This is a genomic window from Burkholderia cenocepacia (assembly GCF_014211915.1).
GTDB lineage: Bacteria > Pseudomonadota > Gammaproteobacteria > Burkholderiales > Burkholderiaceae > Burkholderia > Burkholderia orbicola.
The window spans coordinates 641,911-662,092 of record NZ_CP060039.1; the positions used below are offsets into that span (position 1 = coordinate 641,911).

At 66.8% G+C, this 20,182-nt stretch carries 15 protein-coding genes and 1 pseudogene; 7 read left to right on the forward strand and 9 right to left on the reverse strand.

The window, feature by feature from the left end; genetic code table 11:
* Window positions 1-397 precede the first annotated feature (397 nt).
* Window positions 398-4,330: a trifunctional transcriptional regulator/proline dehydrogenase/L-glutamate gamma-semialdehyde dehydrogenase gene (putA, locus tag SY91_RS03015; RefSeq protein ID WP_185921049.1), complete on the forward strand. Its 3,933-nt coding sequence runs from the start codon at window positions 398-400 to the stop codon at window positions 4,328-4,330.
* Window positions 4,331-4,414: 84 nt separating this feature from the next.
* The gene (locus SY91_RS03020; protein WP_011546793.1) at window positions 4,415-5,554 is read left to right on the forward strand and encodes a branched-chain amino acid ABC transporter substrate-binding protein; all 1,140 of its coding nucleotides are present in this window, start codon (window positions 4,415-4,417) and stop codon (window positions 5,552-5,554) included.
* Window positions 5,555-5,782: 228 nt separating this feature from the next.
* On the opposite strand, the gene SY91_RS03025 is transcribed toward SY91_RS03020, so the two are convergent.
* From SY91_RS03025 to SY91_RS03055, 7 genes and pseudogenes are all read right to left on the reverse strand, one after another.
* Window positions 5,783-6,190: a hypothetical protein gene (locus SY91_RS03025; RefSeq protein ID WP_124476755.1), complete on the reverse strand. Its 408-nt coding sequence runs from the start codon at window positions 6,188-6,190 to the stop codon at window positions 5,783-5,785.
* A complete protein-coding gene (locus SY91_RS03030) occupies window positions 6,187-6,666 on the reverse strand; it encodes a hypothetical protein (RefSeq protein ID WP_124592183.1) in 480 nt (159 codons plus the stop codon). Before SY91_RS03030 ends, SY91_RS03025 begins: the two co-directional genes overlap by 4 nt.
* Window positions 6,667-6,670: 4 nt before the next feature.
* The gene (locus SY91_RS03035; protein WP_185921050.1) at window positions 6,671-7,396 is read right to left on the reverse strand and encodes a M35 family metallo-endopeptidase; all 726 of its coding nucleotides are present in this window, start codon (window positions 7,394-7,396) and stop codon (window positions 6,671-6,673) included.
* A gap of 4 nt (window positions 7,397-7,400) precedes the next feature.
* Entirely contained in the window at window positions 7,401-7,946 is a 546-nt protein-coding gene (locus tag SY91_RS03040) for a hypothetical protein (protein WP_185921051.1), read from the reverse strand.
* Window positions 7,947-7,956: 10 nt separating this feature from the next.
* Window positions 7,957-8,616, reverse strand: a complete 660-nt coding sequence (locus tag SY91_RS03045) for a PAAR domain-containing protein (protein ID WP_023477867.1) — start codon at window positions 8,614-8,616, stop codon at window positions 7,957-7,959.
* Between the two features lie 171 nt (window positions 8,617-8,787).
* Window positions 8,788-10,296 (reverse strand): annotated as a pseudogene (locus SY91_RS03050) (class I adenylate-forming enzyme family protein); the annotation flags it as partial.
* Window positions 10,297-10,346: 50 nt separating this feature from the next.
* Window positions 10,347-11,999, reverse strand: a complete 1,653-nt coding sequence (locus SY91_RS03055; RefSeq protein ID WP_023477865.1) for an acyl-CoA dehydrogenase family protein — start codon at window positions 11,997-11,999, stop codon at window positions 10,347-10,349.
* Between the two features lie 120 nt (window positions 12,000-12,119).
* Between SY91_RS03055 and SY91_RS03060 the strand changes: the two genes are divergently transcribed.
* From SY91_RS03060 to SY91_RS03075, 4 genes are all read left to right on the forward strand, one after another.
* A complete protein-coding gene (locus SY91_RS03060) occupies window positions 12,120-12,788 on the forward strand; it encodes a TetR/AcrR family transcriptional regulator (RefSeq protein WP_023477864.1) in 669 nt (222 codons plus the stop codon).
* 206 nt (window positions 12,789-12,994) lie between these two features.
* Window positions 12,995-14,149, forward strand: coding sequence for a pyridoxal phosphate-dependent aminotransferase (locus SY91_RS03065; protein WP_023477863.1), 1,155 nt, complete (start codon window positions 12,995-12,997; stop codon window positions 14,147-14,149).
* A 48-nt stretch (window positions 14,150-14,197) separates the two neighbouring features.
* On the forward strand, window positions 14,198-14,986 hold the full coding sequence (locus tag SY91_RS03070; RefSeq protein WP_006488477.1) for an ABC transporter substrate-binding protein: 789 nt from the start codon (window positions 14,198-14,200) through the stop codon (window positions 14,984-14,986).
* Between the two features lie 15 nt (window positions 14,987-15,001).
* On the forward strand, window positions 15,002-16,432 hold the full coding sequence (locus SY91_RS03075) for an FAD-binding oxidoreductase (RefSeq protein ID WP_023477862.1): 1,431 nt from the start codon (window positions 15,002-15,004) through the stop codon (window positions 16,430-16,432).
* 45 nt (window positions 16,433-16,477) lie between these two features.
* Here SY91_RS03075 and SY91_RS03080 read toward each other — a convergent pair whose 3' ends face one another.
* Both SY91_RS03080 and cadR read right to left on the reverse strand, forming a co-directional pair.
* Window positions 16,478-17,050 carry a PadR family transcriptional regulator gene (locus SY91_RS03080; RefSeq protein ID WP_043888593.1) on the reverse strand — a complete coding sequence of 191 codons (573 nt, stop codon included), beginning with the start codon at window positions 17,048-17,050 and terminating at the stop codon, window positions 16,478-16,480.
* A gap of 68 nt (window positions 17,051-17,118) precedes the next feature.
* Window positions 17,119-17,550, reverse strand: a complete 432-nt coding sequence (cadR, locus tag SY91_RS03085) for a Cd(II)/Pb(II)-responsive transcriptional regulator (RefSeq protein ID WP_006477300.1) — start codon at window positions 17,548-17,550, stop codon at window positions 17,119-17,121.
* A gap of 81 nt (window positions 17,551-17,631) precedes the next feature.
* Between cadR and SY91_RS03090 the strand changes: the two genes are divergently transcribed.
* A complete protein-coding gene (locus SY91_RS03090; RefSeq protein ID WP_185921052.1) occupies window positions 17,632-20,178 on the forward strand; it encodes a heavy metal translocating P-type ATPase in 2,547 nt (848 codons plus the stop codon).
* The last annotated feature ends 4 nt before the right edge of the window (window positions 20,179-20,182 follow it).

The following is a 20,182-nucleotide window of genomic DNA, read 5'->3' on the forward strand; positions in this document are numbered from 1 at the left end:
TGCGGGATATTCGGCACTCGGGTTGCCGCCGGCTACCCGAACCCTTGTCCGCCGCATTGCCCGACCCGAACACCTGGGCGCCAGTGCCCAATCCCCTCCGTCGCCTACCCGACACCGGCACCGCGCCGCGTCCCACCCCAGTGCAACCCGTTTCCGGCCGTGTCCGCGCAGACGGAAGGTTGCACACGCGTGCCGAATCGTCCCGATCAGGGAAAACACCGATCCTCAAACCACGGGCAACCCCTAGGTTGCAACCGCATAAGTGGCTGATTATATTGACTAACTTGCGGGTGCAACCTATCTCTCAATTTGGTTGCACCTTTTTATTGCGTGCCGTAGGATTTCGCGCATCCTCTTACACCACATTGCCGGGCTCGCACCGGCGCACGAACCCACCATGGCAAGCACGACTCTCGGCGTCAAAGTCGACGACCTTCTCCGCTCGCGCCTGAAAGACGCGGCGGCGCGTCTCGAGCGCACTCCCCACTGGCTGATCAAGCAGGCGATCTTCGCGTATCTCGAGCGGATCGAGCACGGCCAGCTGCCGCCCGAGCTGTCGGGCCACAGCGGCGTGACGGAGCTCGCCGACGGTCAGGCCGCGGACGGCGACGACGACAACTCGCCGCATCCGTTCCTCGAGTTCGCGCAGAACGTGCAGCCGCAATCGGTGCTGCGCGCGGCGATCACGGCCGCGTACCGCCGTCCGGAGCCGGAGTGCGTGCCGTTCCTGCTCGGCCAGGCGCGCCTGCCCGCGAACCTGCAGGCGGACGTGCAGGCGCTCGCGACGAAGCTGGTCGAGGCGCTGCGCGAGAAGAGCTCGGGCGGCGGCGTCGAAGGGCTGATCCACGAGTTCTCGCTGTCGAGCCAGGAAGGCGTCGCGCTGATGTGCCTCGCCGAAGCGCTGCTGCGCATTCCCGATCGCGCGACGCGCGATGCGCTGATCCGCGACAAGATCAGCAAGGGCGACTGGCGCTCGCACGTCGGCCACGCGCCGTCGCTGTTCGTGAACGCGGCGACCTGGGGGCTGATGATCACCGGCAAGCTCGTGACGACCAACAGCGAAGCGGGCCTGTCGTCGGCGCTCACGCGTCTGATCGGCCGCGGCGGCGAGCCGCTGATCCGCAAGGGCGTCGACATGGCGATGCGCCTGATGGGCGAGCAGTTCGTCACCGGCGAAACGATTTCCGAGGCGCTCGCGAACAGCCGCAAGTACGAAGCGCGCGGCTTCCGCTACTCGTACGACATGCTCGGCGAAGCGGCGACGACCGAAGAGGACGCGCAGCGCTACTACGCGTCGTACGAACAGGCGATCCACGCGATCGGCAAGGCGGCCGGCGGCCGCGGCATCTACGAAGGCCCGGGCATCTCGATCAAGCTGTCGGCGCTGCATGCGCGCTACTCGCGTTCGCAGCAGGACCGCACGATGAGCGAGCTGCTGCCGCGCGTGCGTGCGCTGGCGCTGCTCGCGCGCCGCTACGACATTGGCCTGAACATCGACGCGGAAGAGGCCGACCGTCTCGAACTGTCGCTCGACCTGCTCGAGGCGCTGTGCTTCGATCCGGAGCTCGCGGGCTGGAACGGCATCGGCTTCGTCGTGCAGGGCTACCAGAAGCGCTGCCCGTTCGTGATCGACTACCTGATCGATCTCGCGCGCCGCAGCCGTCACCGTCTGATGATCCGCCTCGTGAAGGGCGCGTACTGGGATACCGAGATCAAGCGGGCGCAGGTCGACGGCCTCGAAGGCTATCCGGTCTATACGCGCAAGATCTACACCGACGTGTCGTACCTCGCGTGCGCGAAGAAGCTGCTCGCGGCGCCGGACGCCGTGTACCCGCAGTTCGCGACGCACAACGCGTACACGCTGGCCGCGATCTACCAGCTCGCGGGCCAGAACTACTACCCGGGCCAGTACGAATTCCAGTGCCTGCACGGGATGGGCGAGCCGCTGTACGAGGAAGTCACGGGCCGCGACAAGCTGAATCGTCCGTGCCGCGTGTACGCACCGGTCGGCACGCACGAGACGCTGCTCGCGTACCTCGTGCGCCGTCTGCTGGAAAACGGCGCGAACACGTCGTTCGTGAACCGCATTGCGGACAAGACCGTGTCCGTGAAGGAACTGGTCGCCGATCCGGTCGACGAGGCGTCGAAGATCGTGCCGCTCGGCGCGCCGCACGCGAAGATCCCGCTGCCGCGCAACCTGTACGGCGACGAGCGTCCCAACTCGATGGGCCTCGACCTGTCGAACGAACATCGTCTCGCGTCGCTGTCGTCCGCGCTGCTCGCGAGCGCGCACCACCCGTGGCGCGCGGCGCCGATGCTCGCCGATGACGCGCTTGCCGACGCGCCGGCGCGCGACGTGCGTAACCCGGCCGACCAGCGCGACGTCGTCGGCACGGTCAGCGAAGCGACGTCCGAGCACGTGAGCGCGGCGCTCGCGCATGCAGTGGCCGCCGCGCCGATCTGGCAGGCGACGCCGGTCGACGCACGCGCCGATTGCCTGGTGCGCGCCGCTGACCTCCTCGAAGCGCAGATGCACACGCTGATGGGCCTGATCGTGCGCGAAGCCGGCAAGTCGCTGCCGAACGCGATCGCCGAAATCCGCGAAGCGGTCGACTTCCTGCGCTACTACGCGGCGCAGATCCGCGGCGAATTCTCGAACGACACGCACCGCCCGCTCGGCCCCGTGGTCTGTATCAGCCCGTGGAACTTCCCGCTCGCGATCTTCATGGGCCAGGTGGCCGCGGCGCTCGCCGCCGGCAACACGGTGCTCGCGAAGCCGGCCGAACAGACGCCGCTGATCGCCGCGCAAGCGGTGCGCCTCTTGCGCGAGGCCGGCGTGCCGGCCGGCGCGGTGCAACTGCTGCCGGGCACGGGCGAGACCGTCGGCGCGGCGCTGGTCGCCGATCCGCGCACCCGGGCGGTGATGTTCACCGGTTCGACCGAAGTCGCGCGCCTGATCAACAAGACGCTGTCCGCACGCCTCGATCCGGACGGCAAGCCGATTCCGCTGATCGCCGAAACGGGCGGCCAGAACGCGATGATCGTCGACTCGTCGGCGCTCGCGGAGCAGGTCGTCGCGGACGTGATGCAGTCGTCATTCGACTCGGCCGGTCAACGGTGTTCGGCGCTGCGCGTTCTGTGTCTGCAGGACGACGTCGCGGACCGCACGCTGACGATGCTCAAGGGCGCGATGCACGAGCTGGCGCTCGGCAACCCGGACCGGCTGTCGACCGACGTCGGCCCGGTGATCGATGCCGACGCGAAGCAGACGATCGACACGCACGTCGCGGCGATGAAGGACAAGGGCCACGCGGTCACGCAACTGCCGATGCCCGACGCGTGCGCGCACGGCACGTTCGTGCCGCCGACGCTGATCGAGATCGGCAGCATCGACGAGCTCAAGCGTGAAGTGTTCGGCCCCGTGCTGCACGTGGTGCGCTACCGCCGCAGCCAGCTCGACAAGCTGCTCGAGCAGATCCGCGCGACCGGCTACGGGCTGACACTCGGCATTCACACGCGGATCGACGAGACGATCGCGCACGTGATCTCGAATGCGCACGTGGGCAACATCTACGTGAACCGCAACGTGATCGGCGCGGTGGTCGGCGTGCAGCCGTTCGGCGGCGAAGGGCTGTCGGGCACGGGCCCGAAGGCCGGCGGCGCGCTGTACCTGCAGCGCCTGCTCGCGACGCGTCCGTCGGGCCTGCCGCGCTCGCTCGCGCAGTCGCTGGTGGCGGACGGCGCGACCGAAAGCGATGCGCGCGGCAACCCGGCGGCGGCGCTCACGACGCTGCGCGACTGGCTGATCGAGCAGCGCGAGCCGGCGCTGGCCGCGCGTTGCGACGGCTACCTCGCGCAGGTGCCGGCCGGTGCGACCGCGGTGCTGAGCGGCCCGACGGGCGAGCGAAACACGTATACACTCGGCCCGCGCGGCACGGTGCTGTGTGTCGCGGCGACGCCCGGCGGCGCGCGTGCGCAGTTCGCGGCGGTGCTGGCGACGGGCAACCGTGCGTTGTTCGCCGGCGCGGCGGGCGAGGCGCTGGTCGCCGCGCTGCCGGCGTCGCTGAAGGCGCACGCGGCCGTGCGCAAGCAGGCCGACGCGCCGTTCGACGCGGTGCTGTTCGAAGGCGACAGCGACGAACTGCAGACGCTCGTGAAGGACGTCGCGCAGCGGCCGGGCCCGATCGTGTCGGTGCAGGGCGTGTCGGCGGGCGCGTTCGAGAACGGCGATGCGGAAGACTACGCGCTCGAGCGGCTCTTGACGGAACGCTCGGTGAGCGTGAACACGGCCGCGGCGGGCGGCAATGCGAATTTGATGACGATCGGCTGATCATCCTTGCCGTTCGGATCAAACAAAGGAAGCGGCCAGGCGATCCCGAAGCCGCTCCATTTACCCTGGTACCAAGGAGATGCTATGCAACACACGATGAAAAAGGTGGCAGGCGCGACGTTCGTCGCGGTCATGTCGCTGGCGGGGACGGCTCATGCGGATGACGTGAAGATTGGTTACGCAGGGCCGATGACGGGCGCGCAGGCGCACTACGGCAAGGATATGCAGAACGGGATCGTGCTCGCGCTGGAAGACTTCAACGCGACGAACCCGAAGATCGGCGGCAAGGCCGTGAAGTTCGTGCTCGACACGCAGGACGACCAGGCTGACCCGCGCACGGGTACGACGGTCGCCCAGAAGCTGGTCGACGACGGCATCAAGGGCATGCTCGGCCACTTCAACTCGGGCACGACGATTCCGGCTTCGCGCATCTACGCGAACGCGGGCATTCCGGAAATCGCGATGGCGACGGCACCGGAATACACGCAGCAGGGTTACAAGACGACCTTCCGCATGATGACGTCCGACACGCAGCAGGGCTCGGTGGCCGGCACGTTCGCGTCGAAGGATCTCGGCATGAAGAAGATCGCGATCGTCGACGACCGCACGGCCTACGGCCAGGGTCTCGCCGACCAGTTCGAGAAGGCCGCGAAGGCCGGCGGCGCGACGATCGTCGACCGCGAATTCACGAACGACAAGGCCGTCGACTTCAAGGCGATTCTCACGAAGCTGAAGGCAGCGAAGCCGGACCTCGTCTACTACGGCGGCGCGGATTCGCAGGCAGCGCCGATGGTCAAGCAGATGAAGACGCTCGGCATCACCGCCCCGCTGATGAGCGGCGAAATGGTGAAGACGCCGACGTTCCTGAAGATCGCGGGCAACGCGGCCGAAGGCACGATCGCGTCGCTGGCCGGCCTGCCGCTGGAAGAAATGCCGGGCGGCAAGGCTTACGCCGACAAGTACAAGAAGCGTTTCGGCGAAGACGTGCAGACGTACTCGCCGTACGCGTACGACGGCGCGATGGCGATGCTGAACGCGATGAAGAAGGCCGATTCGACCGATCCGGCGAAGTACCTGCCGGTGCTCGCGAAGACCGACATGGCTGGTGTGACGTCGACGCACGTCGCGTACGACGCGAAGGGCGACCTGAAGAACGGCGGCATCACGATGTACAAGGTCGAGAAGGGCGACTGGAAGCCGCTGAAGAGCATCGGCGGCAAGTAAGCAGCTTGATGTGATGTGAGGCGCTGGCGGCGGCGAAAGTTGCTGCCCCGTCGATTATGCGAAAAAGCCACCGGGCCGTCGGGCCGGGTGGCTTTTTCTTTGGCGGTGCACGGCCAGGTAGTACATACGGCTCTTGCCGGCGATGATTCAACGGTTTGGGTATGTTCCGACGGGGGCGTCGCGTGTGTACGTCAATGCCTCATCGATGCGACTGGCGGCAGTGCGAGGTTACTTATCTGCACAGCACTTGTTGGGGCAATCGGGCAGGAAGGAAATTTCCACACGCCGCCCATTATCCACGTCCCCATGCGAATAGACGCGGGCGCTCGTCTTAATGGTTCCGCGTAGAAAACCGACTTGCTTCAGCAGCGCATACGCGGTTTGCATTCGCGATTGTGCAAGGGGCAGTGCGCTCTGTTCGCTTTCCTCGGTATGGCCGCTAATCAGCGTTGTTTCCTTGGTTACGTGACGCGCGTAGGCGATTTTCTGGTCTGCTGCCCAGTTTGCAGTGCGGACGATTTCAGAATTCGATACATATGAACTTTCTTTCGGAAAATGGATGTCGAAATTTTCGCTTGCGACACACGCAGATGCATGACTAGACGTGACGACGCATAGGCCAGCAATTAATTTCATAGTTTATTATTTGGTGAGTTTTGTTGTCGGAGAGACGCCGGAGCGTCGCATAAATTTCCACATCCATTTTTGCAGAAAGGCAGAAGACTCACGCCGATCTGCAAGTATCCTCCATGGCCGGTGCTATCGATTGGATATGTAATTCGATTGACGTGCGTATCAACATAGATATATTGAGGCTTGATGCCAAGCTGTATCAGGAAGTCTTTCAGCTGGTCACCTCTTGATTTTGCCAGATTCAAGGGGTTGCGTTCGCCGACATATGCGCTGGCGATGATTTGCGCCTGCACTTCAACATCGGGCCATTGACGTGCAGCCAAAACCATATCCATTATCTTTATTCGATATGCATTTGGAATGCCGGGATAATTCAGAGGCACGCTTTCGAGCATGTTTTCCGATATCGTACAAGCGCTTGCGTGTTGAATAAAAACGGCACCGGCAAGTGCAGCAACGGAAATCAAAAATTTTATCATTCAATCACCAAATATTCTTTCTTAAGAATTCACTTATGTCATCAAAGTGCGCGATGTAGCATGCAATGCTGTCTGCATTTCTATGTGCACCTTCTGGATTGGCTTGTGCCCAATACCCGATCCCTCGAGCAAACCCATAGTTGACGTCGTCCGCATCGAATGTGTCAATGTAATGGGAACATTCGTGAATGAGAATTTTCAATTTGCAGTTTCCAGCAACGTAAACATCCTCGACAGTGCAGAAATGCGGGTAGATCGCGATTATTCGACGTGCCGAATCGGGCTTGCATACAGCCGCGTCATTTGTGCCAGTATCAGGGACCACTGAGCATGTAAGTTGCCGCTGGCTTTGTTCGTCCCATCTGATGATCTTCTCGGGCTGTAGTTCGCACATAGCCGCAGCGAGCCTGGGGAGGCCGAAACTTAGTTTTTGACGTATCGCTTCGTCGCTTCGGCCAAACCAGAATTGCACTCTATCTCGGGTAATTTTATCCCATCGCGCCAGATCCGATATGCGCTCCTCAATTAATATCACCGCGGTGTCCCGTAGTCGCATTATTAGGGATCTGAATGCCTTGTTACTCATGTTGGGGCAAATTGGCATCGTGTTGATTGATATATAGACCATGGACCCCGGATTGGTATTGGTGACGGCCCCCGAATGGACGAGGACCAATTCTTCGTTTTCCTGAACTTCGAAGTTGTATTTATTTCCCGAAAAACCGCTCATCGCGTCAATACCCCTTCGTATAGATTTTCAGAGATGCTGCGGCGTCGGTGACAATTCGATCTGTTTGCCCGGCCACGTCCGTGGTGCCTGCGAAGATCCGCCCGGTGTCGGTGACGATTCGATAGCGAACGTTGGCGAGCGGACGGTGTGCATCATCGAGCAAGGTAAATTGCTCGTCATGTACGGCATCCGATAAGGCAAACGGCAAATGGGCTGCACCAAGTTTGCGCCCATCCAGCGTCGAAATTTCGCCCGCAGTAAAAATCATCCGCATGCCACGCTCAGCGTGGAAGACCGGTGGTGGGTTGCATCCGCAGACATTGATATCGCCGCTCAATGCCCACTGTTTGCCGTTCGGACCGGTACCTGGCCAGCGCGGCCCTTGTGGTGCGATGTACCCTTCACGCTTGCAGGCCGCACAGTAGGTCTTCATATCCAGCGTGGCGATATGAACCCTCGGCGGCGGATTGGAACAGGTCACGGTGTCGAGGCCTTCGACAATCACCGCTTCCCCGGCGCGGTCGCCTTTGGCAAGAAAGTAGCGGATCATGGGCGCTACCTCAGCGGGGCATGGGCGAGCGGGTGACGACGCTAAATACGACGGACGACGCTACGCCTTGTCGCTCGGGACTATCGGTGATCGTGTCGCCGTTATCGAGTTGGCTGCCCACGAATGCGAGCGGCGCGAAGTCGGGCGCGTCGGTCAAACCCAGGCCGCTCGTAACGCGCGCGGTTGAACCGTCCGGATAGTGGATTAGGTCGCCCACCGTGGCAGCCTTGCCCAAGTGCGGCGCCACTTCCCGCGTGCCGGACGGCTCGCGCAATGCACCGCCGCGCGCTGTTGTCGCGCCACATACCGCCAATCTGTAGGCGGGCGGCGCGGGCGGCGGCACATAGGTCGGATCGAACAGGCCCGCAACGCTTTGCCCGTCTCGCACATGAATGCCGCATGAGGTGCGCAGCGTTTCGGTAATGCGATCACCGTTGCTCAACCGGCTGCCGACCAACGCGAACGGCTTGCCGCCGCTATGGTTGTTTCCCGCGCCGTCGATTATCGCGGCCTCGCTGCCGTCGTTATAAGTCACTACGTCGCCGACGCAGGCGACTTCCAATCCCGCCAAGGTCAGGCCGCTGGTTGCGGTGGTGACGCGTCCACCGCGTTCCGTGAGTGCGCCAACGGTGGCAAAAAGATGGGCCGGTGCTTCGAGTTGGTTTTTCATCCGGCTTCCCTGTCTCAGTAAATGGAATGGCTACCTTGAGACGCTATTCCAGATAAGAAACGTCGATCAATCGGACGAATATGATTCAGCGCTGGCAACTTCTATTACTTGTTCCGTTCTGCCTTTTGCACTGACCGCGCGTGTGCGAATGCGCCGGCTCAATCGCGGATGCTCAGCCCCCCGCACCCGCAGCAGAAACTTCTGCAACTTGCCGGTCGGCGTGCGCGGCAGCGCCTGCGCGAATGTGAACTCGCGCGGAATCTTGTACGCGGCGAGTCGCTCGCCGCAGAACGTGCGCAGCGCATCCGCATCGCGCGCCGCGTTCGCCCGCATCACGACGTGCGCGACGACCGTCTCGCCCCAGTCCGGATGCGGCACGCCGACGACGGCCGCCTCGGCGATGTCCGGGTGTGCGCCGAGCACGTCCTCCACTTCCTTCGAATAGACGTTCTCGCCGCCGGTGACGATCATGTCCTTCAGCCGGTCGACGATGAACAGGTAGCCGTCCTGATCGATCCGCGCGAGGTCGCCGGTGCGATACCAGCCGTCCGGCGCGAACGCGGCGCGCGTCGCGGCCGCGTCGTCGAGATAGCCGAGCATCATGCAATCGGTCTTCAGCCAGATCTCGCCGGTCTCGCCCGGCTGCGCCTCGACGCCGTCCATCCGCACGATCCGCAGGTCGACGCCCGGGCCGCCCTGGCGGCCGATCGAGCCGGCCTTCGCGATCTGCTCGTCCGGATACAGCGTCGTGCCGGCCGGGCCGGCTTCCGTCATCCCGTACACCTGGAAGAACGCGTGGCTGCGATACGCTTGCGCGAGCCGTTCGGCCTGCGCGGCGCCGATTGGGCCGCCGCCGTACAACCACGCGCGCACGCTCGACAGGTCGAATGCCGCGAAGCCGTCGATCGTGTCGAGCGGCAGCGTGTACGACACCGGCGCACCGAAATACAGCGTCACGCGCTCGCGCTCGACGGTCTGCAGGAAGCGCAGCGGATGGTATTCGCGCAGCAGCACGACGGTGCCGCCCGCGACCAGCGTGCCACCGAACCAGTTGTTCAGCGGCGACGAATGCCAGATCGGCATCGCCATCAGCGTGCGCTCGTTGCGGCCGATCCCGGTCGCGAGCGCCGCCTGCATCGCGGCGAGCGTCACCGTGCGATGACTGTGCACGCAACCCTTCGGGCGGCCGGTCGTGCCGGACGTGTAGAGGATCTGCGCGACGTCGTCGTCGGCCGGCTCGATGCCCGGGAGGCCGTCCATCGTCGCGCACATCGTGTCGAAGTTCGGCACGCCATCGAGTTCGCCCTCGGTCACGAGCCGCCGCGCCGGATGCACGATCCGCTCGACCACCGGCGCGAGCGCCACGTCGAACAGCAGCGCGGTGCTGCCGCTGTGTTCGAGCACGTAGTCGACTTCCGGCGCCTGCAGCTTGTGGTTGATGGGCACGAACGCCGCGCCGAGCCGCCATGCGCCGAACATCAGGTCGACGAAAGCCGGCGTGTTGAAGCACATCGCGGCGACACGATCGCCGGCCGCGACGCCGAGCGCGCTCAGCACGGCCGCCGCGCGGTGCGAACGCTCGCGCGCGGCCGCATACGTGATCGTCGCGGATTCATTGACGAGGAACGGCTTGTCGGGCGTCGCACGGGCGGCGCGGTCGAGGGCGGCGACGAGGTTCATCGAGGCTCCGGGCGGGCGAACGAACGCGAAATCGGGTGAACGGGCCGGCGTCAGGCCGGGTACGCGCGCTGCAGCAGCGCGGCGACGTCGATCGCGTGCGGATCGAAGCCGCCCGCGATGCGGCCCCAGTCGGGCGCGCCGAGCCGCGTCGCGACGAACGCGTCGGCGACGGCCGCCGGCGCATCGCGGCGCAGCAGGCACGCCTGCGCGACGACCGCGAGCCGCTGCGCGAACACGCGGCCCGACGCTTCGAGCGTGTCGGCCGGGGCGGCGAGCATCGCGCGCAATCCGTCGCGCGCGGCACGAATGCGCGGTTCGCCCGCGCCGAGGTCGGCCAGTTCGTCGAACAGCGCGGCGGCCGCGTCGGGCTCGCGCGATACGGCACGCAGCACGTCGAGGCACATCACGTTGCCCGAGCCTTCCCAGATCGAGTTGACGGGCGCCTCGCGGAACAGGCGCGCGATCGGGCCGTCGTCGACGTAACCGTTGCCGCCGAACACTTCCATTACCTCGCCGGTCAGCTCGACCGCGCGCTTGCAGACCCAGAATTTCGCGGCGGGCGTGACGATCCGTTTCCACGCGCGTTCGCGCGGCGAGTCGTCGCGCTCGAACGCATCGGCGAGCCGCATCGCGAGCGAGAGCGCGGCTTCGCTCTCCAGCGCGAGATCGGCGAGCACGGTGCGCATCAGCGGCTGCTCGGCGAGCGCGCGACCGAACGCATGGCGCTGACGCGTGTACGCGATCGCCTGCACGACGCCCTGGCGCAGCATCGCCGCGCTGCCGAGCACGCAGTTCAGCCGCGTGGTGGTGGCCATCTCGATGATGGTCGGAATGCCGCGGCCTTCGTCGCCGAGCATGATGCCCCACGCGTCGTTCAGCTCGATCTCGCTGCTCGAGTTGCTGCGGTTGCCGACCTTGTTCTTCAGCCGCTGGATCTCGACCGCGTTCTTCGTGCCGTCTGGCCGCCAGCGCGGCACGTAGAAGCACGACGGGCTGCCGGCCTCGGTGCGCGCGACGACCAGGTGCGCGTCGCACATCGGCGCGGAGAAGAACCACTTGTGGCCGCGCAGCCGGTATTCGCCGCCGCGCCCGCCCGCGCCGACCGGCGTGGCGAGCGTCGTGTTCGCACGCACGTCGGAGCCGCCCTGTTTCTCGGTCATGCCCATGCCGAACCAGATCGAGCGCTTGTCGGCGACCGGCACGTCGCGCGGATCGTAGTCGTCGCTGTAGAGCTTGTCGCGCAGCAGGTCCCACAGCGCCGGCTCCTTCTGCAGCACGGGGATCGCGGCCTGCGTCATCGTGGCCGGGCACAGCGTGCCGGCCTCGATCTGGCCATGCAGGTAGAAGCCGGCGGCCGTCGCGGCCCAGCGGCCGCGGCGCGCATCGCGGAACGCGAGCGACACGAAGCCTTCGTGACGATACTGGCCGAGCAGCGTGTGCCAGGCGGGATGGAAGTCGACGCGGTCGATGCGCCGGCCGCGCCGGTCGAACGCGTGCAGTTCCGGCGTGTGCTGGTTCGCTTCGTCGGCGAGTTGCGCGGTGTCGGCGCTGCCGAGCCGCGCGCCGTACGCGTCGAGCTGCGGCACGGCCCAGTCGGCACCCGCCCGGGCGAGCGCGTCGCGCAGCGCGAGATCCGTCGCGAAGAGGTTATAGTCGACGAGTTCGTCGAACTGGTTCGTGACGGCGTGAGTCGAGTCGGTCATCGCGGTTGTCTCCGGTCTCATGCTGCGCGGTCAGCCGGCGTCGTGCCGCGCGCAACGCGCTTCGGCGCGGATTCCGGCTTCCGGTAAAACGTATTCCCTGCTGAATTCAGAGTAGCAAATATGCCGCCGCGACATGTTCAGGTTCCGGCGCCGCCCGGCTCGCCGGCGGCGCAACCCGCGCCCGCATTGCGCCGCCGGCCGCGCCAGTCGCGCGCGCAGGCGAGCTCCGACGCGCTGCAACAGGCGTTCGTTCAGCTTTTGCTCGAACGCGGCTACGCGAAGGCGACGATCCGCGAGATCGCGGCCGTCGCGGGCGTCAGCATCGGCACCTTCTACGAGTATTTCGGCGACAAGCAGAGCCTCGCGGCGCTCTGCATCCACCGCCGCGTGCTGGCGCTGGCCGACCGGCTGCGCGACACGGTGCAGCGGCTGCGCGGCGCGCCCCGGGCCGACCTCGCCGTCGCGCTGGTCGACCTCCAGGTCGATACGATCGCCGCCGACGCGGCGCTGTGGGGCGCGCTGTTCGCGCTGGAGCGGCAGGTGTCGCCGCTCGCCGCCTATCGTCGGCATTACGACGCCTATGTCGCGCTGTGGCGCGACGCGCTGGGCCACGCGGCCGATCCGCCTGCGGCCGCGCGGCTCGACGGGCTCGCGCGGATGGCCCACACGATCTGCTACGGCGGCCTGTCGCAGGCGCTGCTGACGCTCGGGCCGGCGCTCGATTTTGCCGCGCAGCGCCGTGAACTGCGGGCCGTGCTGCTCGCGTACCTCGCGGCAGCGGACGCGTAGCCTTCGTCGGGGAAATGCCTGATTCGCATATCAGGCGCGCAGGCCGGCCTTGCCGCCAGGCCATTCTCCGGGCGAGCCATGAGAAAAATGCATGGCCGCCATGACGAACTTTCGATTGTCCGCCGATATTGGCTCGGGCTAAATCATGCGGCAGATGCAGGCCGCGCACGGCGCGGCCCGCCCGAAGGACATCAGGAGGAGGAGTCATGCGAAGCGCCACCGCGCCCCGTTCGAAACTGCCCGACGTCGGGACGACGATCTTCACGGTGATCGGCCAACTGGCTGCTCAACACGACGCGTTGAACCTGTCGCAGGGCGCGCCCAATTTCGCGCCCGATCCGGCGCTCGTCGAAGGCGTCGCGCGTGCGATGCGCGACGGTCACAACCAGTACGCGCCGATGGCCGGCGTGATCGCGCTGCGCGAGCGGCTCGCCGAGAAGACCGAGGCGCTGTACGGCGCGCGCTACGACCCGGCGACCGAAATCACGGTGATCGCGAGCGCGAGCGAAGGGCTCTATGCGGCGATCAGCGCGCTCGTGCATCCGGGCGACGAGGTGATCTATTTCGAGCCGTCGTTCGACAGCTATGCGCCGATCGTGCGGCTGCAGGGCGCGACGCCGGTCGCGATCAAGCTGTCGCCCGAGCATTTCCGCGTGAACTGGGACGAGGTGGCCGCGGCCATCACGCCGCGCACGCGGATGATCATCGTCAACACGCCGCACAACCCGACCGCGACGGTGTTCTCCGCCGACGATCTCGAACGCCTCGCGCAGCTTACGCGCGACACGGGCATCGTGGTGCTGTCCGACGAAGTCTACGAGCACGTCGTGTTCGACGGCGCGCAGCACCAGAGCGTCGCGCGCCATCGCGAGCTGGCCGAGCGCAGCGTGATCGTGTCGTCGTTCGGCAAGTCGTTCCACGTGACCGGCTGGCGCGTCGGCCATTGCCTCGCACCGGCCGAACTGACGGACGAGATCCGCAAGGTGCACCAGTTCATGGTGTTCTCGGCCGATACGCCGATGCAGGTCGCGTTCGCGGAGATCCTCGCGCGGCCGGACAGCTATCTCGGCCTGTCGGCGTTCTACCAGGCCAAGCGCGACCTGCTCGCGCGCGAACTGGCCGATTCGCGTTTCGAGCTGCTGCCGAGCGAAGGCTCGTTCTTCATGCTCGCGCGCTTTCGCCACTTCTCGGACGAAAGCGACAGCGATTTCGTGCTGCGCCTGATCCGCGACGCGCGTGTCGCGACGATTCCGCTGTCGGCGTTCTATACCGACGGCACCGACGCCGGCGTGATCCGGCTCAGTTTTTCGAAGGACGACGCGACGCTGGTCGAAGGCGCGCGGCGGCTGCGTTCGCTGTAGGACAACCGGCGACGGAGACGTCGCATCGACCAGACCCAGGAGATCACGATGAAACACACGGCTACCTTGAAACTCGCGTTCGCACTCGCGTGCGCCATCGGCTCCGGCGCGGCGCTCGCCGATGCGCCGACGCTGCGCTTCGGCCTCGAAGCGCAATACCCGCCGTTCGAATCGAAGGCGCCGAACGGCGACCTGCAGGGCTTCGACATCGACGTCGGCAATGCCGTCTGCCAGACGGCGAAGCTGTCGTGCAAATGGGTCGAGACGTCGTTCGACGGGCTGATTCCGGCGCTGAAGGGCCGCAAGTTCGACGCGATCAACTCGGCGATGAACGCGACCGAGCAACGGCGCCAGGCAATCGACTTCACGACGATCATCTATCGCGTGCCGACCCAGCTGATCGCGCGCACCGGCAGCGGGCTGCTGCCGACGCCCGAATCGCTGAAGGGCAAGCGCGTGGGCGTGCTGCAGGCGTCGATCCAGGAAACCTTCGCGAAGGCGCACTGGGAGCCGGCCGGCGTCGCGATCGTCGCGTACCAGGACCAGAACCAGGCGTATGCGGATCTGGTCGCGGGCCGCCTCGACGCGACGCTCGTGCTCGCGCCGTCGGGCCAGCGCGGCTTCCTGTCGCGCCCGGACGGCAAGGGCTTTTCGTTCGTCGGCCAGCCGGTGCACGACGACAAGATCCTCGGCAGCGGCATCGCGTTCGGCCTGCGCAAGGGCGACGACGCGCTGAAGGCAAAGCTCGACGCGGCGATCGACAAGCTGAAGGCAGACGGCACGGTGAAGTCGCTCGGCCTGAAGTATTTCGGCGATATCGACATCTCGACGAAGTAAGCGGGGCCGCGCACGATGCCGACCCCGAATCGGACCGCCGCGGGCAGCGCACCGGACGGCAGGCCGCTGCCGGACGATGCCGTCGATGCCGTGCTCGCCGCCGAACTGGGCGACGCGCTCGTCACGCGCGCGGCCGATATCGATCCGCGTTACTTCACCGCGTACAACGAGCCGGCCGGCGTGCGGCCGTGCGCGCTGGTGCGCCCGTGCAGCGTCGACGACGTGTCGCGCACGCTCGCGCTGTGCTCGCGGCTCGGCCAGCCGGTCGTGCCGCAAGGCGGGCTGACCGGGCTCGCGCGCGGGGCGGTCGCGCTGGGCGGCGAGGTCGTGCTGTCGATGGAGCGCTTCGCGGGCATCGAAGCGCTCGACGCGGCGGCCGGCACGATCACCGTGCGCGCGGGCACGCCGCTGCAGACGGTGCAGGAGGCCGCCGAAGCGGCGGGCTTCACGTTCGGCGTCGATCTCGGCGCGCGCGGCTCGTGCCAGATCGGCGGCATGCTCGCGACCAATGCGGGCGGCACGCGCGCGATCCGCTACGGGATGATGCGCGAGCAGGTGCTCGGGCTCGAGGCGGTGCTCGCGGACGGCACGGTCGTGTCGTCGATGAACCGGATGCTGAAGAACAACGCGGGCTACGACCTGAAGCAGCTGTTCATCGGCAGCGAAGGGACGCTCGGCGTCGTCACGCGCGCGGTGCTGCGGCTGCATCCGTTGCTCGCGGCGCCGGCCACGGCGCTCTGCCGCGTGCGCGACTACGACGCGGTGGTCGCGCTGTGGAACCGCGTGCGCACGCTGCCGGAAGTCGTCAGCTTCGAGGCGATGTGGCCGGCGTTCTACGACTACGTCGCGCGGCATACGCCCGGGGTATCGGCACCGTTCGTCGGCGACGGCGGTTTCGTGGTGTTGATCGAATGCGCGACGAGCGCGCCGGGCGGCGATGCGCACCAGGCGCTCGAAACGGGGCTGGCCGCGGGGTTCGATGCCGGGCTCGTCGACGATGCGGTGCTCGCGACTTCCGAGCGGCAGGCGCGCGATTTGTGGGCGTTGCGCGAAGGTCTCGCGATCGATGCGCTGCCCCAGCTCGTCAACTTCGACGTGAGTCTGCCGACGGGCGAACTCGGCACGTTCGCCGAACGCTGCGAGGCGGCGTTGCGGGCGCGCTGGCCGGCGCTCACGTGCCTGTTCTTCGGCCATGTCGGCGACGGCAACGTGCATATCGGCGTGTCGCTGGCCGCGATGACCGACGCGGATGCCGATGCGCTCGATCACTGCGTGTATGCGGTGGTGCGCGACATGGGCGGCTCGGTGTCGGCCGAGCACGGGATCGGCGTGCTCAAGCGCCCTTATCTGGCGCACACGCGCAGCGACGCGGAAATCGGGCTGATGCGGCGCCTGAAGGCCGCGCTGGACCCGCGCGGCATCCTGAATCCCGGCAAGGTACTTTGATGCGGCCGACGGCCGCTGCCGCCGGGCATCGGCCGGCGCCGCGCGTCAGGCGTCCACCCAGCGCAGCGCGCCGATCTTCAGGTGTTCGACGACGCTGCGCACCCAGTTCAGCTCCGCATTGAGCAGCACGAGCGCATGCTCGTTCTGCAGCAGGAACAGGCGCGGCACCTGGTCGGCCTGCGCGGTGGCGCGCAACGCTTCCAGCCGCTCGCGCTCGGCGTCGAGCCGCGCGATGCGCAGCTCGAGCTGGTGACGCGCATCTTCCGCATCGAGCAGCGGCAGGAACGCGAGGCCGGCGCCGAATGCCGGAAATTCACGGGCGGGCTCCGCGAGCAGCGCATGCAGCCATGCCTGCCCGGCCGTGTGCCCGGCTTCCGTCAGCGCATACACCGTGCGCTCCGGAAACGCGCCGTCGCGTTCGGTGTCGTGCACGGCGATCAGCCCGTCGCGCAGCAGCCGGTCGATCGTCTGGTACAGGCTCGTGCGCTGCCGCACGTTGACGACTTCGTCGTAGCCGCGGGCCTTCAGTTGCTGCAGCATCCCGTACGGATGCATCGGCGTTTCGGTGAGCGTCGCAAGGACGGCCAGCGCGAGCGGAGACGGGCGACTCATAGACATGAATAGTTAAAGTATATCTAGTAAGAATATAACTATTCTCAATCTGATTATCTTGTTTGGCAAGGGTTTCAGCCGAGATGCGAGCGCTTCGCGGCCGGCGCGACGGTTTCCATCGTGGCAAGGCCATGCACGATTCCGCAATCCTCGACCGAATGCTCGCCGACGCACTGGCGGCGCAATTCGGTGAGCTGGTCGCGCAGATGCGTGAGTTCCGCGAGGCGCGCGTCGACGTGTCCGATGTGATCGTCGAGCAGCGAATTGATCGAATCGCAGCGGTCGGCCGGCGTGTCGGTGAGCCGCAGCAGCGCGCGGATTTCGTCGTGCGCCATGTCGAGCGCGCGGCAGTTGCGGATGAAGCGCAGCCGCTCGACGTGCACGTCGGTGTAGTTGCGGTAGTTCGAATCGGTGCGCTCCGCGTCCGGCATCAGACCCTCTTTCTCGTAGAAACGGATCGTCTCGGGCGTGCAGCGGGCCGCTTTGGCCAGTTCGCCAATCTTCATGCCTTTCTCCCGTGTAAGGGTTGACCTTGTAGTGGCTTCAGGGTGTTAACTCTACACCGTCAAGCCACAAAGGAGGTTGTCATGACCGACGCCAAGCGTACCCCCGACCCACGACACCGTCATGCCGGCGGCGCCGATGCCTGCTGCGCCGATGCGCGCGACACGCAGACGGCGACCATTGCCGACGCGGCGTCGGCGGCCGGCGAGCACGCGCACGGCCATGACCACGATCACGGGCACGGGCACGGGCACGATCACGCCGCGCACGGCGAGGCGGGTCATGACCACGGTCACGGCCATGCGGGCGACGACCAGCATGTGCACGCTGCGACGTATTCGCACGACCACGCCGCGCATGACCATGCCGACCACGACCACGACCACGACCACGACCACGACCACGACCACGACCACGCGGCCGGCGACTGCTGCGCGCCGGCCGCGCTGACGCTCGCGCCGCTGCCGGTCGCGCAGGCAACCGCGTCGGGCCACGTGCGCTCCGCGTTCCGCATCATGCAGATGGACTGCCCGACCGAGGAAACGCTGATCCGCAAGAAGCTCGGCGGGATGGGCGAAGTGTCGGCGCTCGAATTCAACCTGATGCAGCGGATGCTGACCGTCGAGCACGTGGCCGGCGCGCAGCCGGCGATCGAAAGCGCGATCCGCACGCTCGGGATGACGCCGGAGGCCGCGTCAGCCGACGCACCGGCCGCGCCCACCGCGCCGCCACCCGCGAAGCCGTGGTGGCCGCTCGCGCTCGCCGGCGTCGCCGCGATCGCGTCCGAAGGCGCGACCTGGGCCGGGCTGCCGGTGTGGCTGTCGGCGGCGCTCGCGCTCGCCGCGGTGCTCGCGTGCGGGCTCACCACGTACAAGAAGGGCTGGATCGCGATCCGCAACGGCAACCTGAACATCAACGCGCTGATGAGCATCGCGGTGACGGGCGCGATGGCGATCGGCCAGTGGCCGGAAGCCGCGATGGTGATGGTGCTGTTCACGATCGCCGAGCTGATCGAGGCGAAGTCGCTCGACCGCGCGCGCCATGCGATCCAGGGGCTGATGCAACTCGCTCCGGATACCGCGACCGTGCAGCAGGCCGACGGCGCGTGGCGCACGATCGAGGCCGCGCAGGTCGCGCTCGGCGCGGTCGTGCGCGTGAAGCCGGGCGAGCGGATCGGGCTGGACGGCGAAGTCGTCGCGGGCCGCTCGACGGTCAACCAGGCGCCGATCACCGGTGAAAGCCTGCCCGTCGAAAAGGCGAGCGGCGACGCCGTCTACGCGGGCACGATCAACGAATCGGGTTCGTTCGACTACCGCGTGACGGCCGTCGCGGCCAATTCGACGCTCGCGCGGATCATCCACGCGGTCGAGGAAGCGCAGGGCGCGAAGGCGCCGACGCAGCGTTTCGTCGACCAGTTCGCGCGCGTCTACACACCGATCGTGTTCGCGGTCGCGCTGCTGGTCGCGGTGGTGCCGCCGCTCGTGATGGGCGGCGCGTGGCACGACTGGATCTACCGCGCGCTCGTGCTGCTCGTGATCGCGTGCCCGTGCGCGCTGGTGATCTCGACGCCGGTGACGATCGTGTCGGGCCTCGCGGCCGCGGCGCGGCGCGGGATTCTCGTGAAGGGCGGCATCTATCTGGAAGAAGGGCGCAAGCTCGCGTGGCTCGCGCTCGACAAGACCGGCACGATCACGCACGGCAAGCCGGTACAGACCGACTTCGACGTGCATGCGGACGGCGCCGATGCAGTGCGCGTGCGGCACCTCGGCGCGAGCCTCGCGGCGCGCTCCGATCATCCGGTGTCGCAGGCGATTGCGGCTGCGGCCCGCGACGCCGGCACGACGGTCTTCGCGGACGTGCAGGACTTCGAAGCGATCGTGGGGCGCGGCGTGCGCGGCACGATCGACGGCACGCGCTACTGGCTCGGCAACCACCGCCTCGTCGAGGAACTCGAGCGCTGCTCGACGGCGCTCGAGGCGAAGCTCGACGCGCTGGAGCGGCAGGGCAAGAGCGTCGTCGTGCTGGTCGACGCCACGCGCGTCCTCGGCATCTTCGCGGTGGCCGACACGATCAAGGACACGAGCCGCGACGCGATCGCCGATCTGCACGCGCTCGGCATCCGCACCGCGATGCTGACCGGTGACAACCCGCATACCGCGCAGGCGATCGCCAGGCAAGCGGGCATCGACGACGCGCGCGGCAACCAGTTGCCGGAGGAGAAGCTCGCGGCGGTCGAGGAGCTGTCGGCGGGCGGCGCGGGCGCGGTCGGGATGGTCGGCGACGGGATCAACGATGCGCCGGCGCTCGCGCGCGCCGACATCGGCTTCGCGATGGGCGCGATGGGCACCGACACGGCGATCGAGACGGCCGACGTCGCGCTGATGGACGACGACCTGCGCAAGATTCCCGCATTCGTGCGGCTGTCGCGCGCGACGCACCGCGTGCTGGTGCAGAACATCGGTTTCGCGCTTGGCGTGAAGGTCGTATTCCTCGGCCTCACGGTCGCGGGGCTCGGCACGATGTGGATGGCGGTCTTCGCCGACGCGGGCGCGAGCCTGATCGTCGTGGCCAACGGCTTGCGGCTGCTGTCGTCCTCCGGGGCGTTCGGCGGCGCACCGGCCAAGCGTTGAGGAG

Coding starts and splice junctions, on each gene's coding strand:
- SY91_RS03040 (WP_185921051.1), bottom strand. CDS start 7,946: ATGATCCGCTACTTTCTTGCCAAAGGCGACCGCGCCGGGGAAGCGGTG.
- SY91_RS03060 (WP_023477864.1), top strand. CDS start 12,120: ATGCCGCCGCGACATGTTCAGGTTCCGGCGCCGCCCGGCTCGCCGGCG.
- SY91_RS03030 (WP_124592183.1), bottom strand. CDS start 6,666: ATGATAAAATTTTTGATTTCCGTTGCTGCACTTGCCGGTGCCGTTTTT.
- SY91_RS03055 (WP_023477865.1), bottom strand. CDS start 11,999: ATGACCGACTCGACTCACGCCGTCACGAACCAGTTCGACGAACTCGTC.
- SY91_RS03070 (WP_006488477.1), top strand. CDS start 14,198: ATGAAACACACGGCTACCTTGAAACTCGCGTTCGCACTCGCGTGCGCC.
- SY91_RS03020 (WP_011546793.1), top strand. CDS start 4,415: ATGCAACACACGATGAAAAAGGTGGCAGGCGCGACGTTCGTCGCGGTC.
- cadR (WP_006477300.1), bottom strand. CDS start 17,550: ATGAAGATTGGCGAACTGGCCAAAGCGGCCCGCTGCACGCCCGAGACG.
- SY91_RS03080 (WP_043888593.1), bottom strand. CDS start 17,050: ATGTCTATGAGTCGCCCGTCTCCGCTCGCGCTGGCCGTCCTTGCGACG.
- SY91_RS03045 (WP_023477867.1), bottom strand. CDS start 8,616: ATGAAAAACCAACTCGAAGCACCGGCCCATCTTTTTGCCACCGTTGGC.
- putA (WP_185921049.1), top strand. CDS start 398: ATGGCAAGCACGACTCTCGGCGTCAAAGTCGACGACCTTCTCCGCTCG.
- SY91_RS03075 (WP_023477862.1), top strand. CDS start 15,002: ATGCCGACCCCGAATCGGACCGCCGCGGGCAGCGCACCGGACGGCAGG.
- SY91_RS03065 (WP_023477863.1), top strand. CDS start 12,995: ATGCGAAGCGCCACCGCGCCCCGTTCGAAACTGCCCGACGTCGGGACG.
- SY91_RS03090 (WP_185921052.1), top strand. CDS start 17,632: ATGACCGACGCCAAGCGTACCCCCGACCCACGACACCGTCATGCCGGC.
- SY91_RS03025 (WP_124476755.1), bottom strand. CDS start 6,190: ATGAAATTAATTGCTGGCCTATGCGTCGTCACGTCTAGTCATGCATCT.
- SY91_RS03035 (WP_185921050.1), bottom strand. CDS start 7,396: ATGAGCGGTTTTTCGGGAAATAAATACAACTTCGAAGTTCAGGAAAAC.